This is a genomic window from Lysinibacillus sp. UBA6686, assembly GCF_002455205.1.
Taxonomy (GTDB): Bacteria; Bacillota; Bacilli; order Bacillales_A; family Planococcaceae; genus Lysinibacillus; species Lysinibacillus pakistanensis.
This window is the reverse complement of the sequence record NZ_DKJS01000054.1, coordinates 28,811-46,211: the sequence shown is the minus strand read 5'-3', so window position 1 is coordinate 46,211 and position 17,401 is coordinate 28,811. Positions and strand designations below refer to the sequence as shown.

Below are 17,401 nucleotides of genomic sequence, written 5' to 3'. Positions count from 1 at the left end.
CTGCATGACAGTGGTGGTTGAAGGCCAACAAAGAACACATGAATTGGTTATTATTACAGGAATGTCTGGAGCTGGAAAAACAGTAGCTATTCAAAGCTTTGAGGATTTAGGGTATTACTGTATTGATAATTTACCACCGGCGTTACTTACAACTTTTTTAACCCTCCTTAGGGATTCGGGAAAAAATACTACACGTATTGCAGCTGTTATGGATATGCGGGGCGGTGACTTTTTTGATTCTCTTATTGGTGCTCTTGACCATATACAAAAAGAAGGGAATATTGTTGTACGCATATTGTTCTTGGATGCAGATGATGCAACATTAGTTAGACGCTATAAAGAGACAAGACGTTCGCACCCATTAGCTGTCAATGGCTTACCATTAGATGGTATTCAACAAGAGCGTATTTTGCTCTCTGAAGTGAAAGGGCGGGCTAATTTTGTCTATAATACGTCTACTATGAAGCCTAAGGAACTACGTGAAAAAATCGCCAAAGAGTTTGCGAGTGATTCAGATCATGTTTTTTCGGTTAATATTATGTCCTTTGGATTTAAACATGGTATGCCAATAGATGCAGATTTAGTGTTTGACGTGCGTTTTTTAAAAAATCCCTATTATGTTGAAGAGCTGCGTCCTAAGACGGGATTACAGACGGAGGTATCCTCTTATGTTTTAGCGCTTGAGGATACACAAACGCTTATTCAAAAATTGAAGGATTTATTTGAATTTATGATACCTCTATATAGACAAGAAGGAAAATCACAGCTTGTTATTGCCTTTGGTTGTACGGGTGGACAGCATCGCTCGGTAACATTAGCAGAGTATTTTGGGGCATATCTAAGTGGAAAAGAGAATACGGTTATAACGCATCGTGACATCAATCGAAGAAAGGATTGAGTGAATGGGGAAAAGGCACACTAAGCTAGTTGTTATAGGTGGTGGTACAGGGCTTTCTACATTACTAAGGGGGCTGAAGCATCATCCATTCGATATTACTGCTATTGTAACAGTAGCGGATGATGGTGGCTCTTCAGGGCGCTTACGGGATGATTATGATATACCACCACCCGGCGATGTCCGAAATGTTATTGCTGCATTATCGGATGTTGAGCCACTTGTAGAGCAAATGTTTCAATATCGCTTTTCGGCATCACAAGATTTACGAGGGCATTCATTAGGCAATTTAATGCTCACTGCTTTAACAGAGATTACAGGTGATTTTAACCATGCCATTAGTGAAATGGGAAAAGTGTTAAAGGTCCATGGTCGTGTTATACCAGCTGCCAATAAAAAAATTAATTTACATGCAGAGCTTGAGGACGGTTCTACAATCGAAGGTGAATCTAAAATTCCAACGGCTACAAAACGCATTAGTCGTGTTTTTTTAGTGCCTGAAAATGTGAAACCGTTACCAGAGGCAATACGAGCAATCCAGCGTGCGGATTATATTTTAATTGGTCCTGGTAGCTTATATACGAGTATTATACCTAACCTGCTTGTCAAAGAAATTGGTGAAGCTGTTGTAAGAGCTAAAGGAAGAAAAATTTATGTTTGTAATTTAATGACTCAAAAAGGTGAAACCATTTCCTATACAGCAGGAGATCATGTAAAAGCAATTTACGAACATGTTGGCGCTTCCTTTATCGATTCTATTTTAGTAAATGAAGAGAAATTACCACATCCTGTACAGGAGCTTTATAAGGAAGAATGTGCGGAACCTGTAACATTTGATGTGGCAAAACTTGAAAGTATGGGATTAGAGGTTATTAAGCGAGATATTGCTACAATTCGATCAGATGGGACGGTTCGTCATAATGCGACAAACGTTGCTAAATGGCTTGTAGAATACGCAAATATTTATAAACAAAAAGTAAACAATCCAAAAATACAATCATAAAGCGCTTATTGTATATGATAAGATGGCATATACATAGAACTGAAGTTGAAAGGGGGGCACGTGATATGTCTTTTGCTTCTGAAACAAAAAAAGAATTAACGCAAATAGAAGCGGACAATCATTGTATGAAAGCAGAAGTATCTGCCCTAATTCGTATGAATGGTTCATTATCCTTTGCGAATAAACAGTTAAGCTTAGACGTACAAACTGAAAACGCTGCAATTGCAAGAAGACTCTATACGATTATGAAAAAGTTGTATCCATATAATGTAGAGTTACTTGTTCGAAAAAAAATGCGTTTGAAAAAAAATAACGTATATATTTGCCGTGTAAGAGATGGTGCGCGCGAGCTACTAATTGATTTAGAAATCATCTCAGACGACTTTCAATTCAATCATACGATTTCTCCAAAGCTTATTAAAAAGAGTGGTCAAAAAAGAGCATATTTACGAGGTGCATTTTTAGCAGGCGGCTCTGTTAATAATCCAGAAACGTCAGCCTACCATTTAGAGATTTATTCGTTATATAAAGAGCATGGCGAGGCTTTAATGGATGTTATGAATGAATTTGATCTAAATGCTAAAACAATAGAACGGAAAAAGGGCTTTGTGACCTATTTAAAAGAGGCAGAAAAGATTTCTGATTTTCTTAATATTGTAGGAGCACATCAGGCAATGATGAAATTTGAGGATGTCCGTATATTGCGAGATATGCGGAATAGCGTTAACCGTATTGTTAATTGTGAGACAGCAAACTTAAATAAAACAATAGGTGCTGCATTGCGTCAGGTTGAAAATATTCGATTTATTGAAAATTCCATTGGCCTAGATCAATTACCAGAAAAGCTTCGAGAAATTGCACGTTTACGAGTAGAATATCAAGATGTCACCCTAAAAGAACTGGGTGAAATGGTATCAAGCGGAACGGTTAGTAAATCAGGTGTCAATCATCGTTTACGGAAAATCGACGAAATAGCGGATGCATTAAGACGTGGAGAAAAGATTGGTGGTTAAGTTTTCATACTTTTCAGGTATGAATGTGATGCGTAAACACATATTGTTCTTTTGCTAGTAAGTAAGGTAAGATAAAACTAATAAGATGAACGGTAGTAAAGGGGAGTTTTGAGAATGACCGAGAGAAGAGTCCAAGTCAAATTAAAATTAGGACTACAGGCTAGACAAGCAGCATTATTTGTTCAAGAAGCAAATCGCTTTAGTGCAGATATCTTTCTTGAGAAGGATGAGAAAAAAGTTAATGCTAAATCCATTATGGGTGTAATGAGCTTAGCTATTGCTAAAGGAACAGAAGTAGTTTTAAGCAGTGAAGGTAACGATGCTGAGCAAGCGGTTACAGCATTGGCAGAGTTAATCGAAAAAGAAGATTAAATATAAAGACTGTCCAATAATTGGGCAGTTTTTGTGTTCTATTTACCGAAAATGGTGGATAGCGGAGCTAATGTGACGGATAGAAATGTCAAAGTGACGGATGAAAATGACAAAATGACGGATAGAGCGTTAAAATAAAGAAAGACATCTCAGAACTAAATCTGAGATGTCTGTACTTTGTTATTTACGGTCGCTACGGTCCATAATATGGTCGATTAAGCCATATTCTTTTGCACGTTCAGCTGTCATGAAGTTATCACGATCTGTATCTCTTGAAATGACTTCAAGCGGTTGCCCAGTGCGTTCTGATAAGATACCATTTAATTTTTCACGTAGGAATAAAATACGTTTAGCAGCGATTTCAATCTCAGTTGCTTGACCTTGTGCGCCACCTAATGGTTGGTGAATCATTACTTCTGCATTTGGTAAAGCGAATCGTTTACCAGGCTCACCTGCTGCAAGTAAGAATGCTCCCATAGATGCAGCCATACCAATACAGATTGTTTGTACTTGTGGCTTAATAATTTGCATTGTGTCATAGATAGCCATACCAGCAGTGATTGATCCACCTGGAGAGTTAATATAAAGTGAGATATCTTTATCTGGATCTTCAGCTTGTAGGAATAGAAGCTGAGCTACAATTGAGTTAGCCACGTTGTCATCAATCGCACTTCCTAAAAGGATGATGCGGTCTTTTAGTAGTCGTGAATAGATGTCATATGCACGTTCACCACGGCTTGTTTGTTCAATAACTGTAGGAATTAAATTCATGTTAAATCCTCCTTAATAAAACTAAATTCGAATACTCTTGCTGAAAACTTCCGTTGTATTTCAGCTGTATCCCTATCATACACATTATAGTCAGGGAAGGTCAAATATTAACCCTGCTAAAGTGAAATAAAAAAAATAAATTGTTTTTTGCATTCTATAGTTGAATTGTTGGCAATACGTTTGTATAATAGTTAAGGTCATAGATTAAAGTACGGTACACTATTTTGCGGGTATGCTTCAAAAAATGAGGATTATCTACATCATGCTTTTCATAAAGCCTAGAGTGAGTACTTTTTTTTTGTGTTTAATTGCCCTCGTGGTGTAATGGATAACACGTAAGATTCCGGTTCTTGCACTGGGGGTTCGATTCCCTCCGAGGGCGCCATTTTATTGATTATTTTATTACCTTTTATAGCTCGATTCTCCTAATAAGTAGTTTAGCAGCCTGCTTAGTGGAGAAAGAAGGGAAAATAGTGGAAATACTGCCCTAATTGGCATTATTCCCGTATTTGTTCCATTCAAACCTTCAAAAAAGCAACAACTCCAAATTATTTTTTAGTGGACATACTGTACGTGAGGACTAGCCATCTAGTCGAAAAAAAGAATCCTATCTGAGGGGATTCTTTTTTTTTGCCCAAAACTATCTAATTTTGGCATGATTAGTTGATGTATAAATATTCATTTTTAATGCTATTTTCAATTATTCATACCGTTTTTTGCTAAAAAAACACATGGAAATAAATTTTTATGAAAAAATAATTACTTTTATACGAAAAGTTATTGTCTATTAGCAATAATGTTACTATAATTGACCTAATAGTCTAACATTTCCGAATTGTGAAAAATGAAGTCGTATTTCGGAAAAACTTATTTTAGGGGGAAATGCTATGAAAAAAAGAGTATCTATGTTACTTATGCTCGTGGCAGCACTAATGCTAGCTCTAGCAGGATGTGGCACGAAGGAAGATAAATCATCAGGTAGTGCACCGGCAGAGGATGGCGGAAGCGGTAAAAAAGTTTATAAGGTAGGTACAGAGGCTACTTTCGCTCCGTTTGAATCGATTGACGATAAGGGGAATATAGTAGGGATTGATGTCGATATTTTGCAGGCTATTGCAGATGAAATGAACTTTGAGGTAGAATGGCAAAATATTGGCTGGGAGCCTGTATTCCAAACAATTAAAAATGGTGAAACAGATATTGGGGCATCCGGAATTACAATTACAGAAGAACGTAAACAATCATTCGACTTTACAGAACCATACCATGAATCTCAATTATTTATTGTAGTAAAAGAAGATTCAAAGATTAAATCACTGGCAGAATTAAAAAATAAAAAGGTTTCCGTACAAATCAATTCTACTGGACATACAGCAGCGAAAAAGCTACAGGGTGATGCTAGTACAAATATTATGGCATTTGAAAATCAACCAGTTGCTATCCAAGAAATGCTAAATGGCAATGTAGATGCTGCAATCGGTGATAATGCAGTAGTTAACAAGTATATCCAAGCACATCCAGATCAAAAACTAAAAGTAATAGAAGATGATGCATTTGATAAAGAATATTATGGCTTCATGGTTCAAAAAGGAAATAAAGAGCTCTTAAACCTATTAAATGAGGGTCTACAAAAGATTAAAGAGAACGGTAAATTAAAAGAGATTACTGGCTCAGACTTTAAGTAAGAAAAGAATGAATGGTGCCCCTAGCATAGCCTTATGCTAGCGGCTTCATATTTTTTCGTAACTTTTTAGGGGAAATGGGGTTTTCGGATGGACATCTTTGACTTACGCTGGGACATAGTCTGGAACTACCGAGATATGTTTATACGTGGTATTGGCGTAACACTAATTTTGACACTCAGTGGTTATTTTGGTGGTATTTTTTTAGGATTATTTTTAGGGCTCGGAAAATTATCAACGAAAAAATGGATTTATTGGCCATGTAAGCTTTATGTTGATTTATTCCGTGGAACACCAATGCTAGTGCAAATTTTATTAATTCATTTAGCCGTAATACCTACGATTTTTGGACACTCTTTAGGCTATATGGTGTCAGGGATCACGGCACTTATATTAAACTGTGCAGCCTATAATGCAGAAATCTTCCGTGCCGGCATTCAAAGTATTGCGAAAGGTCAAATGGAGGCAGCTCGATCACTTGGCTTAACACATAACCAAGCGATGAGAAAAGTCATTTTACCACAGGCATTTAGACGAATGATTCCACCGTTAGGGAATGAATTCATTGCGCTATTAAAGGATTCCTCTCTAGTAACCGTTATTGCAGCTCCAGATATTTTATATGCAAGTAAAGTAGTAGCAGGAGCTAGCTTCCGATTCTGGGAGCCATACATTGTTGCAGCATTATTATATTTAGTTTTAACGTATGGTGTAACAAAAATTGTGGCATTTATCGAGAAGCGATTCAGTAATAGTTATGTCCCTCGTAAGGTAGAAGGGCGGGAAGCGCGATGATTAAAATTCAGAATTTACACAAATATTTTGGCAAGCTGGAAGTATTAAAAGGTATTGATTATGAAATACAAGAAAAACAGGTGGTTTGTGTAATAGGACCATCTGGTTCAGGAAAAAGTACCTTTTTACGCTGTATTAATATGCTCGAAGAAGTGACAGATGGTGCCATTTATATTGAAAATGTGAAGATTAATGATCCTAAAACAAATATAAATGCAATACGTGCAGAAGTGGGCATGGTGTTTCAACAATTCAATTTATTCCCGCATATGACGGTTATTGATAATGTGACAATGGCACCAATGCAAATTCGTAAGATGAGTCGTGCCGATGCAGAAGCATTAGGACATGAGCTTCTTAAGAAGGTTGGTTTAGATAGTAAGGCATACAACTACCCTGAACAGCTTTCAGGTGGTCAGCAGCAACGAGTAGCTATTGCTCGCGCTTTAGCAATGAAACCAAAAGCCATTCTTTTTGATGAACCGACGTCAGCACTTGATCCAGAAATGGTAAAAGAGGTATTAGATGTAATGAAGAATCTAGCAGCTGAAGGAATGACAATGATTGTCGTTACACATGAAATGGGCTTTGCACGTGAGGTAGGCGATCGTGTGGTCTTTATGGATGGTGGCTATATTGTGGAAGAAGGAGCACCAGAGGAAATTTTCGGAAATCCTCAAAATGAACGAACAAAAGCATTTTTAGGAAAAGTTTTATAACCTAAAAGTAAAGCAGTCTCAGGTGATTTAAATCACATGTGAGACTGCTTTTTTGTTAATGAAGAGGATTTGTAGTTGTACCGAATGAATCAAGTATTGTACGCATATCTTGTTGCGAATATTGAGGTACTTGATAGTAGCCATGTTTATTTTGGTAAATAGATAATTCGTATGCCATTTCAATACAGTTGGGAATACTATCTGCAACAACACGACGAACAACAGGGTTTGTAGTCTCAGTTGCAGCAGCCGTCATACATTTGGCTGTACCTTTTTGGGCACCTAATAAGAAGCCAGAAATTGTTTCATCATTCATTTCATTTGCATTTTGCATTGGTTTTTTAGGTTGCCCAGGATTTAATCCATAAGTAAAGTTATTGCCTGTCTCCATTTGGTAACGTCCAGTTGGAACCGATGGATCATGTCCAGTTTTAAAAGATTCCACAATAGTGTTATACATCCCTAAAGTGAAGTTATATTGGCGATCCAAAATACTAAGTAACTCAGGGTCCTTAACATGTGGACGTAGAATAATGGATTGATTCATACCAGCAATGATTTCGCCAAGTGTTTCATGCATGTCCATAACTTCATGTCCACCATGATTTAGACTTTGTTGTTGGTTGAATGATGGTTGGTTAGCTGATTCATTGTGAAATGATTGTGACAAAAAAAACGCCTCCTAAATGTTATTTTGTTGCAGTATTTAGTATGTCTAATTAGATATATTTCATACGCTATAACTACATTTGCATATATGTAGAATAGAGATGTTTTTTTTGCAGCACATTAGAGGTAAGGAAAAGTAAGTGTGTAAAGGAGGGAATTTCATTTGAAAAAAGTTCTTGGACCAATTGGTATTATCATTATTATTTTAGTGCTATTAGCTTTACTATTTATCCCTAAATACAACAGCCTTGTTACAGCGGAGGAGAGTGTGGATTCAAAATGGGCCCAGGTTGAAAATCAGCTTCAGCGTCGCTATGATTTAATTCCAAACTTAGTGGAATCTGTAAAAGGGTACGCTAAGCATGAGCAAGATATTATTGCTAGTATTTCGGAGGCACGCTCACAAATGGGGAATGCACGTAGTCCAGAGGAGCAAGCGGTTGCAAATGATGCACTGAATGGCGCACTTAGTCGATTGCTTGTTGTGGTAGAAAATTATCCAAACTTAAAGGCAGATGCTAATTTTAGACAATTAATGGATGAATTAGCTGGAACGGAAAACCGGCTAGCAGTCGCTCGTGAGGACTACAATAATGAGGTTCAAACTTTTAATAAAAATGTAAAACGTTTCCCAGGAAATTTAATTGCAGGAATGTTTGGGTTTGAGCAGAAGGAATATTTTAAAGCTACAGCAGGTTCTGAAAAGGCACCATCTATTGATTTTAGTAATTCAGGTAAGCAATAATGAAACGTTTTATTGTGCAATTTGCAATTGTTTGTTTCTCATTTCTTGTATTGATTAGAATGGCAGATGCAGCAATGCCAACCCCCATGAAAAATACGTATATTCACGATTTTGCTAATGTATTATCCACTTCAGTAAAAGAGGAGCTTAATCATTATTCAGAGCAGCTAGACAAAGGGACAGGAGCCGAAATAATGGTGATCACTGTGGAATCCATTCATGGACAGGACCCAAAAATGTATGCGACTAAAATGATTCGTTCATGGGGAATTGGTAATGCACAAAAAAATAACGGTGTATTATTATTAGCAACATTTGGTCAGGGTGAAGGCAATAATGATGTCGTAATTGCTGTTGGTCAGGGACTTGAAGGAGCATTACCAGATGGGAAACTTGGACGGATATTAGATACAGCGTTTTATCCTAATGCAAGTGCTGGTAATATTGATCAAGCCTTTAAAGTAACATATGCTGAAGTATTTCAAATTGTTGCAGAGGAATACAATTGGGAGGGGGAGACTCCTACAAATTCAGCTGAAGAGGAAGAAATGCCAACATGGATGATTATTGTCCTTGTTGTCATTGTCCTTGTTTTTTACTCCATTATTTCTAATGGTGGTGGAAGAGGACCACGCTCAGGTGGCAGAGGAGGCTATCCAGGAGGCTTTGGCGGTGGCTTTGGCAGCCGAGGCTCAGGTGGAGGCGGCTTTGGTGGATTTGGAGGTGGTTCTTCTGCTGGAGGCGGGGCAAGTCGTAAATTCTAGCTGGCTACTTTGTAACATTAAAAATAGGGAATTGTACATTACTACCCGAATATAATGTTGCGCATATAATAGAAATGTACATTACTAAATTAAATTTTTTTAGTAATGTACATTTTTATTTTAGAGAAAATTCAAATTATTTGATGCGTGAAATTATTAAAGCAATACTCATATATAAAGCAAGGTCGAAAATCATTATATAAAATCTAAACTATTCAAAATATCTGTGACTTCCAACTTAAATGTCTCATTCTCTATAACAGAGTGAATGAATGGACGGTTCCCAATAAGCTCTACAATTATTTGATGCTTATCTTCTTGAGCAAAATGGATTATTTCTTCAAATTGAGTGTGATTATAATAAATGTCAACATCATAGTATTTTCTTAATTCACGAGCGATATGAAAAATCATAGGATGGAACTCTTCGTTGGCATCAGCTAATAATATTTTATGAGGCAGTAATATATTTTTGTCAATATAAGCTAGGCTTTTCAATACAGATAATAATCTTTCTAAACCAAAGGCTAAGCCAACTCCTGGTTCATTTAAATTGCCGACAGCAGAAACTAAATTATTGTATCGTCCACCACCTAAAATTGCTCCGATTTCAGAGTCAACAACCAAACCCTCTAATATATAGCCTGTATAATAGTCTGCCCCTCTTGCTAGTGTTAAATCAATTTTGATGTTGGATTGAACATTTTTTGGTAAATAAGAGAGGATAAATTTCAAATCGGCTGTCGCCTTTGTAGAAGAGAGACAGTAATTAAAGAACTTTTCAATTTGACTTATTTGATTTTGTAAATCCTCATATTGAGCTAAAAGGTTAGAAAAACATTCAATTTCAATTAGTATTTGATTAGCAATATTCAGTGGAATTTTATTTTCTATGAGTTTATTTTTTATACCTTGTAATCCGTCTTTTGAAACTTTATCTGCATAATCTAAGGCTCTTTGTAATCCGAGGTGTTCTTCTTTGGTATTCAAACCAACTTTAAGAGCTAAGGCTTGAATAAGTAGTCTATGATTTATTTTCAAAACAAAGTTTTTTATTCCTAACTTATTAATCAATTCATGGGCCATTATTGTAATATCGATTTCAGCTAATAAACTGTCTGAGCCAATGATATCAGCGTCGCATTGTGTAAATTCTCTAAAATGACTTTTTCCAGGCTGATCATCTCTAAAAGATGGACCAATTTGATATCTTTTATAAGGTCTCGGTATATTTGGATACATACTTACTACTCTAGCCAGCGGTACAGTTAGATCATAGCGAGGAATAAGAAATTTTTCATTTTTATCTTTTATATGAAAAAATAACTTCTCTCCTTCCCCATGATGTCCGTTAAAAGTTTCTAAGTATTCTAAAATAGGTGTTTTATGTGGATTGAAACCATAGTTTTCATAAACGCCTTTAATTATATTGATGATATGTTCTCGATATCTCATATCAATTCCTAAAACATCTTCAGTTCCTTCAGGAATTGATAGAGTCTTTTCATTTAGGTTAAAAATCATCTTTGAATCTTCCTTTCGATGAGTATTTGAATCATATTAATTTTTATTTTGAAAATAAATCAATAAAGTTAAGCCTATTAAGATGAAAATGCCTCCCAATAGTTGAAGAGGTTCCATTACTTCCTGCAAAAACAGTAAGCCAAAGATAGAGGTGAATATGGGCTCTACCATACTTATCATAGAAACATTTGTTGAAGTAAGAATCTGTAGTGATTTAAATAAAGTTATTTCACCTATAATCGTTGAAATAACAACAATGCCGAATATATATATCCATGCATTTGAACCAAAATTCAAATGTAGTTCACTAGTTATTAGTCCTATGAAAATTACACCCAATGCAGCAAAGGAGGTAACATAAGTACTTGTTACAACGGGAGAATTATTGTCGGTGACTTTTTTTCCAAGAATCATATATAGTGCATATACAATAGCAGCTAATATTGCTAACATTACGCCTTTCATATTTATACCTTGAAAAGAAACGCCTAATAAAAAAATCATACTAATAAAGGTGAAAAATAAAGCTATGATTGATTTTACCTTTAGCTTTTCTTTGTAGATTAAAAAGGAAAAAATTGAAACAAATATAGGAAATGAAAATAATAATAAAACAGCCATAGCAGAAGATAGATATTTTAATGATTCAAAATGTAGGACAGATAACAGTGTAAATAAAACACCACCCAATAGAAAAAATAACTTTAAATCCATTTTACTAATTTTTAAAGGTATTTTTTTCCATATAAGAAACAAAAAAAATAGTAAAGAACTTATTGAAAATCTTAAAACCAGTAAAGTATAAACAGAAATCCCATAGCTATAAGCTTTTATAGCGAAAATGGGCATAATACCAAAACAAATAGCTGAAATTATTGCATAAATAGTGCCTTTTTTTAAATCTCTCACACTAACCTTCCTTCACAAATTTAAAAAAATAATAGAATTGTATCTAAAAATATAAGTTGCTACAGCAATTGACGTTCGCTCGAGTTAATTTAATCCTAACATTACAAATAATTACATTTCAATACTGATCTTTGACATTTTTGTGTCCTTAAACCATTTTTAACCAATCGGAGAGAGTTTTTCGACGTTTATCCATGATGTGTAACCAGTTGCATGGACACTGTGCGCGTAATAATAGCCCCAGCTTTCTGTTGGTCGAGCTGCTGCTTAAATTCATAAATAAAAGCTGAACTAAATTGTGTGGATTAGTTCAGCTCAAAAACCCCATGTACTATGGTTTAATTTTTTTATTGGTTTAAAAGGTAATTATATTTAATTATTATCATTTATTGACAAAAGCGCTAAAGTTGTTATAATTTTAATATATCGACAAACGATATAACGCACAATGATATAAGGAGGAATCATTTTGAAAAAACGATTTTTATCGGCATCATTAGCGGTCATTTTAACGACTTCTGCTGTTTATCCAGTCACAATGCAAGAGGTACGAGCTGCCAATGAAACTAGTCAACAAGTAGTAGCCCAAGAGGAAAGTGTCACAGCGCAGGAATTTCTTAATTTAGCTGTAACAGCTTTAACCTTCCAGCATGGATCAGAATCTATGCGTCAGCAAATCATTGCAACGTGGGTAAAAGGTGAGGAATTAAAGGATTTAACCCTTGCTATTAAACGCGATGAAGCAGCACGTATTTTAGTAAGAGCTTTAAATAAAGAGGAAAAAGAATCAACGCTTGATGAGTACAAAGAAAAAGCAGCTAAGCTTGGATTATTTACTGGGCTTTTAATTAGCGATAATACGCTTTCTAAACAAGATGCAGTCAAAATGTTAAATAATGCTAAACAAGTGAAAAACGGTACTAATAATGAGGGCGTAAAGGAAATTTCTGTAGAAGACTTCATGAAAAGCCCAGGGAACTTTGGCTATCAGCTTTCGCCAGATGGTAACTATATAACGTTCTCATCAGCATGGGAAAACCGTTCTAATATTTTTGTGAAAAAAATGGGTGATGATAGTGAGCCTGTCCGTGTATCAAGTTCAAAGGATCGAGATATAGCTGGTTCCTTCTGGAAGGATGATACATTATTATATGTTAAGGATAAAGGTGGGGATGAGAATTTCCATATCTACTCTACAACATTTAACGGGACAGAGGAAAAGGATTTAACGCCGTATCCAAATGTGACAGTAGGTTTATTAAGTAGTTTACAGGGTGTAAAAGATGAGATTCTAATTATGATGAACAAAGAAGATGCAACAGTGTTCGATGTGTACAAGCTTAATGTGAAGACTGGTGAAACAACACATGTTGCTAAAAACCCTGGTAATATCTCAAACTGGTTAGCAGACCGTAATGGAGAAGTGCGTGTTGCGGTTGCATCAGATGGGGTAGTTGGAACTGTTCTTTATCGTGACTCCGAAAAAGATGAATTCAAGCCATTTATTGAATTAGCAGCAGGGGATGAAGTAACACCACTTGCATTCTCCAAGGATAATAAACATATTTACGCAACCTCTAATAAAGGAAGAGACAAAGTAGAAGTTGTTAAATATGATTTAGAAGGTAAAGAAGAAGTTGTTATGTCTAATAAAGAAGTAGACGTTACAGGTGTACTATATAGTGCCGAGCAGGATAAACTATTATATGGTGCGTATATAACAGATAAACCACATTACCAATTCTTTGATGAGAACTTTGAAAAGCTATTCCGTAAAATACAAGATAAATTAGGTGTTCATGAAAGTGAATTAGGTATTAACGATTACAATAAGGAAATGACTAAGTTTATTGTTAGCGTTTCTAGTGATACGGTTTACGGAAAATATTATTACTATGATTCTTTAACAGATAAATTAACAGAATTGGCTACATTAAGCCCTTGGTTAAAATCTGAGGAACTATCTGAAATGCATCCAATTTCCTATAAGAGTAGAGATGGTTTAATAATTAATGGCTATCTAACATTGCCAAAAAACAAAGAAGCTAAAAATCTACCACTTATCGTGAATCCACATGGTGGTCCATGGGCACGTGATATGTGGGGCTTCAATCCAGAGGTACAGCTATTAGCGAACCGCGGTTATGCAGTCTTACAGGTTAATTTCCGTTCTTCTACTGGTTACGGTAAGGAATTCCTGCAGGCTGGTAATAAACAGTGGGGTCTAAAAATTCAAGATGATATTACAGATGGCGTACAATGGGCAATTGACCAAGGTATTGCGGACCCTAAACGAATTGGTATTTACGGGGCATCATTTGGTGGTTATGCTACTTTAGCTGGTATTACGTTTACACCAGATTTATATGCAGCAGCAGTTGACTATGTAGGTGTTTCGAATATCTTTACGTTATTAAATACAATCCCTCCGTATTGGGAAACAATGCGTGAAATGTTCTATGAGCGAGTAGGGCATCCAGAGAAAGATAAAGAGCTATTAACAGCTGCTTCTCCAGTGTTCCATGCGGATAAAATTAAAACACCACTATTCGTGGCTCAAGGTGCAAATGATCCACGCGTAAACAAAGCAGAATCCGATCAAATTGTAGAAGCATTACGTGCTAGAGGCGTTGACGTGGAGTACATGCTGAAAGAGAATGAAGGCCATGGCTTCCAAAATGAAGAAAATAAAATTGAATTCTATAATGCGATGTTAAAATTCTTAGATAGTCATCTAAAAAAATAATAGAAAAAAAGACTGTGCACCGAGTTGCGCAGTCTTTTTATGTGAGAAACATAGTTTATAGGAGCTGAATTTTATATTGGGACGTAGCAGATCTCTTGCTGTCAATCAACGTGATACAATGAGCCAGCTTTTCTACACCAGTATGAATTTGATTGTCTTCTACCTGGGAAATGCTTAGGCGAATTAGGTTTTCCTTTTTATATTCTGGCAGAAACATTCTAGAGGCATCATCAACAAAAATATGTTGTTCCTTTAACAATTGAACAATTTGCTTTGCTGCAACATGTTCTGGTAAGTAGATTGTAAGGTAAAACCCGGATGCTGGCTTTGTGTAAAGTGTGTTATTGGGTAGAAATAATTCACACGCTTCCTGTAAATGCTTCATCTTTCCAAAATAGAGCTCCTTAATTTTTTTTATATGGCTTTGAAACATGCCATTTTTTAAATAAATCTCTAATGCACCCTGCGAAAGCACGGAACTATTAAAATCAGCAGTAAACTTATAGCGTGAAAAATGGCTGCTCATTTTTGGAGGAAGAACGATGGTAGCAATCCTTAAACCAGGGAGAAAAATCTTAGAAAAACTTTTTATATAAATGACTCTTCCAGAAGGGTTGTATGAAAATAATGGATCAGATTTAGTGTTTGGATCGAGCTCCCCTAAAAAATCATCCTCAACGATATACACATCGTACTTTTCAGCCAATTCAACGATTCTCTTTTTCTCTTTATTTGTGTAGCTATGACCAAGTGGGTTTTGAAACCTTGGTACAATATAGAAAAACTTTATATTATTATTCCGAAAAATATACTCTAGACGATCAAAATCTATACCATCCATAGATAAATCAATTCCAAAGGTAGTTATCGAATGTAAATTGGCTGATTCGATAAAGCCAAAATAAGTAGGCTGTTCAATTAAAATATTTTTTTTGCCATTAGGAAATGGCATGGATACTAATAAATTTAATGCCTGCTGTGAGCCAGAAACAATAAATAATCTTTCTGGTTCGGTAAAAACCTGTAAGCTTTGTAAGTATTTCACCAATTGTACGCGCAAAGAGTAGAAGCCTTGTTGATCGGAATAAGTAAATAATTCTTCCTTATATGTATCAATTGCCTGATTGATACAGTGCTGAAAATCAATGTATGGCATGATGTTTTTATCAGGACCAGCAGATAAAAAATCGATGGTCGTCCTTCTAGAGTCAATGCGCTGAAATTCATTGACAACATAATAGCCACTTTTGGGGATAGAAAATATTAAATGTTTCTTTTCTAATTCATCGTATGCTTTAATAACAGTGTTTTTACTGCAGGAAAATTTCTCAGACATTTGTCGGACTGAGGGAAGCTTACTGCCTGCCAGCAGATCACCATTCGCAAGCTGATTTTTAATGTCTTTAACTATACCATCATATTTTGTATCCATAAAAATCCTCTCCTTATTCTGTACCAGGACAGATGCTAGAAAACTCTATTTCTTTTAACGATGGGTTCTCTTATTATGTATTATACCAGTACAGATGAGACAGTTTTGTACTTAACAATAAGGGGAGCTGATTGATTGTGCAAGAAAGTAGAAAAGAAAAAATGGGGATATTATTAGGTTTATTGGGTGTTATTTGTTTTAGTTTAACCTTACCTGCAACTAGTGTAGCTGTTGAATATTTTGGTACTACATTCGTTGGTTTAGGAAGAGCAGTAATTGCTTCAATTTTAGTTGCTATTATCTTGATTGGAAGAAAAGAAAAATTACCTAGTGCTCGTCAGTTTAAAAGCTTAGTAATTGTCTCTTTAGGTGCCGTGTTAGGATTTCCCCTCCTAACTTCTTGGGCAATGACTAGTTTGCCAGTATCTCATGGAGCGGTAGAGCTAGCTCTGCTACCTTTAGCTACAGCAGGCTTTGCAATGATGAGAGCAGGGGAAATGCCGTCACTTAAATTTTGGCTATCTAGTATTGCAGGTGCTCTAGCCGTAATCATTTATGCTATTTATCTTGGACTGGGTCAGCTACATATTGCAGATTTCGCATTATTGGCCGCTGTCGTAATACTAGGGCTCAGCTATGCGGAGGGTGGATTGCTTGCACAGGAAATAGGTAGCTGGCAAGTAATTGCGTGGGCCATTATTATTGCAGTGCCTGTTCTGATCATTCCAGTATCTCTAAANNCTAAACGTTTCAGGGGAGATGTTACATGCACCTCTAAAAGCTTGGATTAGTTTTTTATATTTAGCAATTGTAAGTCAATTTCTAGCCTATGTAGCATGGTATGGCGGTATGGCGATGGGCGGTATCTCTAGGGTTAGCCAAATACAATATTTACAGCCATTTTTAATGATTATTTTTGCAGCTTTATTTCTTCATGAATCGATTTCAGTATTTACAATTGTCATAGCAATTGCTGTTGTGTTGTCAGTGATGATTGGCAAAAACGCTTCAATTGCTAAAAAAGCTTCTATATAAGTAAAAAAGCTTTTTTATATGGCATAATAGCCTGAGGAGGTGCTGTAAAGTGAATGTGAAATTTTTTACTCGTGCTAATTGTGGGCTGTGCGTGGAGGGTTTGCATACATTAAAACTTGTACAAGAGGACTTAGGTTTTCATGTCGATATCATTGACATTGAAGAAAATGAGGCAGTGCATGAGAAATATATGCTAATGATTCCAGTAGTAGAAAAGGACGAGCAAGTAATACAATATGGTAATTTAGATTACGCAACATTGATGGAGCATTTATCTTGCGAATAGAATAAACCAATGAGTAGCAAATTGATCGGTTTTTAAAAAAG

Annotated in this window: 16 protein-coding genes, 1 tRNA gene and 1 pseudogene; 13 read left to right on the top strand and 5 right to left on the bottom strand. The window is 35.8% G+C overall.

Features of this window, described 5'->3' with window-relative positions:
• Positions 1-4: 4 nt before the first annotated feature.
• The 4 genes from rapZ to B2R82_RS14020 all read left to right on the top strand — a co-directional run bounded on the left by rapZ (position 5) and on the right by B2R82_RS14020 (position 3,283).
• A complete protein-coding gene (rapZ, locus tag B2R82_RS14035; protein ID WP_286925444.1) occupies positions 5-898 on the top strand; it encodes an RNase adapter RapZ in 894 nt (297 codons plus the stop codon).
• A 4-nt stretch (positions 899-902) separates the two neighbouring features.
• Positions 903-1,898 carry a gluconeogenesis factor YvcK family protein gene (locus tag B2R82_RS14030; RefSeq protein WP_286925443.1) on the top strand — a complete coding sequence of 332 codons (996 nt, stop codon included), beginning with the start codon at positions 903-905 and terminating at the stop codon, positions 1,896-1,898.
• Between the two features lie 65 nt (positions 1,899-1,963).
• A complete protein-coding gene (gene whiA, locus B2R82_RS14025; RefSeq protein ID WP_283869475.1) occupies positions 1,964-2,911 on the top strand; it encodes a DNA-binding protein WhiA in 948 nt (315 codons plus the stop codon).
• A gap of 114 nt (positions 2,912-3,025) precedes the next feature.
• Positions 3,026-3,283 (top strand): HPr family phosphocarrier protein, encoded by a 258-nt coding sequence (locus tag B2R82_RS14020; protein WP_283869474.1) that lies wholly within the window; start codon positions 3,026-3,028, stop codon positions 3,281-3,283.
• Between the two features lie 180 nt (positions 3,284-3,463).
• On the opposite strand, the gene clpP is transcribed toward B2R82_RS14020, so the two are convergent.
• Positions 3,464-4,054: an ATP-dependent Clp endopeptidase proteolytic subunit ClpP gene (clpP, locus tag B2R82_RS14015; protein ID WP_054770443.1), complete on the bottom strand. Its 591-nt coding sequence runs from the start codon at positions 4,052-4,054 to the stop codon at positions 3,464-3,466.
• A 310-nt stretch (positions 4,055-4,364) separates the two neighbouring features.
• On the opposite strand from clpP, the gene B2R82_RS14010 reads away from it, so the two are divergent.
• The 4 genes from B2R82_RS14010 (at position 4,365) to B2R82_RS13995 (ending at position 7,250) form a co-directional block, all read left to right on the top strand.
• Positions 4,365-4,439 (top strand) — tRNA-Arg (locus tag B2R82_RS14010).
• A gap of 502 nt (positions 4,440-4,941) precedes the next feature.
• On the top strand, positions 4,942-5,739 hold the full coding sequence (locus B2R82_RS14005; RefSeq protein ID WP_286925442.1) for a basic amino acid ABC transporter substrate-binding protein: 798 nt from the start codon (positions 4,942-4,944) through the stop codon (positions 5,737-5,739).
• Positions 5,740-5,826: 87 nt separating this feature from the next.
• Positions 5,827-6,531, top strand: coding sequence for an amino acid ABC transporter permease (locus B2R82_RS14000; protein ID WP_286925441.1), 705 nt, complete (start codon positions 5,827-5,829; stop codon positions 6,529-6,531).
• Positions 6,528-7,250, top strand: a complete 723-nt coding sequence (locus tag B2R82_RS13995) for an amino acid ABC transporter ATP-binding protein (protein ID WP_286925440.1) — start codon at positions 6,528-6,530, stop codon at positions 7,248-7,250. The genes B2R82_RS14000 and B2R82_RS13995 overlap by 4 nt, the downstream gene beginning before the upstream one ends.
• Positions 7,251-7,305: 55 nt before the next feature.
• Here B2R82_RS13995 and B2R82_RS13990 read toward each other — a convergent pair whose 3' ends face one another.
• Positions 7,306-7,920 (bottom strand): spore coat protein, encoded by a 615-nt coding sequence (locus tag B2R82_RS13990; protein ID WP_283869470.1) that lies wholly within the window; start codon positions 7,918-7,920, stop codon positions 7,306-7,308.
• Positions 7,921-8,082: 162 nt separating this feature from the next.
• On the opposite strand from B2R82_RS13990, the gene B2R82_RS13985 reads away from it, so the two are divergent.
• Positions 8,083-8,664, top strand: coding sequence for a LemA family protein (locus B2R82_RS13985; protein ID WP_283869469.1), 582 nt, complete (start codon positions 8,083-8,085; stop codon positions 8,662-8,664).
• A complete protein-coding gene (locus tag B2R82_RS13980; protein WP_286925439.1) occupies positions 8,664-9,428 on the top strand; it encodes a TPM domain-containing protein in 765 nt (254 codons plus the stop codon). The genes B2R82_RS13985 and B2R82_RS13980 overlap by 1 nt, the downstream gene beginning before the upstream one ends.
• Before the next feature lie 195 nt (positions 9,429-9,623).
• Here B2R82_RS13980 and B2R82_RS13975 read toward each other — a convergent pair whose 3' ends face one another.
• Both B2R82_RS13975 and B2R82_RS13970 read right to left on the bottom strand, forming a co-directional pair.
• Positions 9,624-10,952 carry a histidine--tRNA ligase gene (locus B2R82_RS13975; RefSeq protein WP_286925438.1) on the bottom strand — a complete coding sequence of 443 codons (1,329 nt, stop codon included), beginning with the start codon at positions 10,950-10,952 and terminating at the stop codon, positions 9,624-9,626.
• Positions 10,953-10,988: 36 nt separating this feature from the next.
• The gene (locus B2R82_RS13970; RefSeq protein WP_286925437.1) at positions 10,989-11,861 is read right to left on the bottom strand and encodes a DMT family transporter; all 873 of its coding nucleotides are present in this window, start codon (positions 11,859-11,861) and stop codon (positions 10,989-10,991) included.
• A gap of 469 nt (positions 11,862-12,330) precedes the next feature.
• Between B2R82_RS13970 and B2R82_RS13965 the strand changes: the two genes are divergently transcribed.
• On the top strand, positions 12,331-14,607 hold the full coding sequence (locus tag B2R82_RS13965) for a S9 family peptidase (RefSeq protein WP_286925436.1): 2,277 nt from the start codon (positions 12,331-12,333) through the stop codon (positions 14,605-14,607).
• A gap of 55 nt (positions 14,608-14,662) precedes the next feature.
• Here B2R82_RS13965 and B2R82_RS13960 read toward each other — a convergent pair whose 3' ends face one another.
• Complete coding sequence (locus B2R82_RS13960) at positions 14,663-16,039, bottom strand: PLP-dependent aminotransferase family protein (RefSeq protein ID WP_286925435.1); 1,377 nt, start codon at positions 16,037-16,039, stop codon at positions 14,663-14,665.
• Positions 16,040-16,200: 161 nt separating this feature from the next.
• Here B2R82_RS13960 and B2R82_RS13955 point away from each other — a divergent pair.
• A pseudogene (locus B2R82_RS13955) lies at positions 16,201-17,074 on the top strand (DMT family transporter).
• A 49-nt stretch (positions 17,075-17,123) separates the two neighbouring features.
• A complete protein-coding gene (locus B2R82_RS13950) occupies positions 17,124-17,360 on the top strand; it encodes a glutaredoxin family protein (RefSeq protein ID WP_286925434.1) in 237 nt (78 codons plus the stop codon).
• The last annotated feature ends 41 nt before the right edge of the window (positions 17,361-17,401 follow it).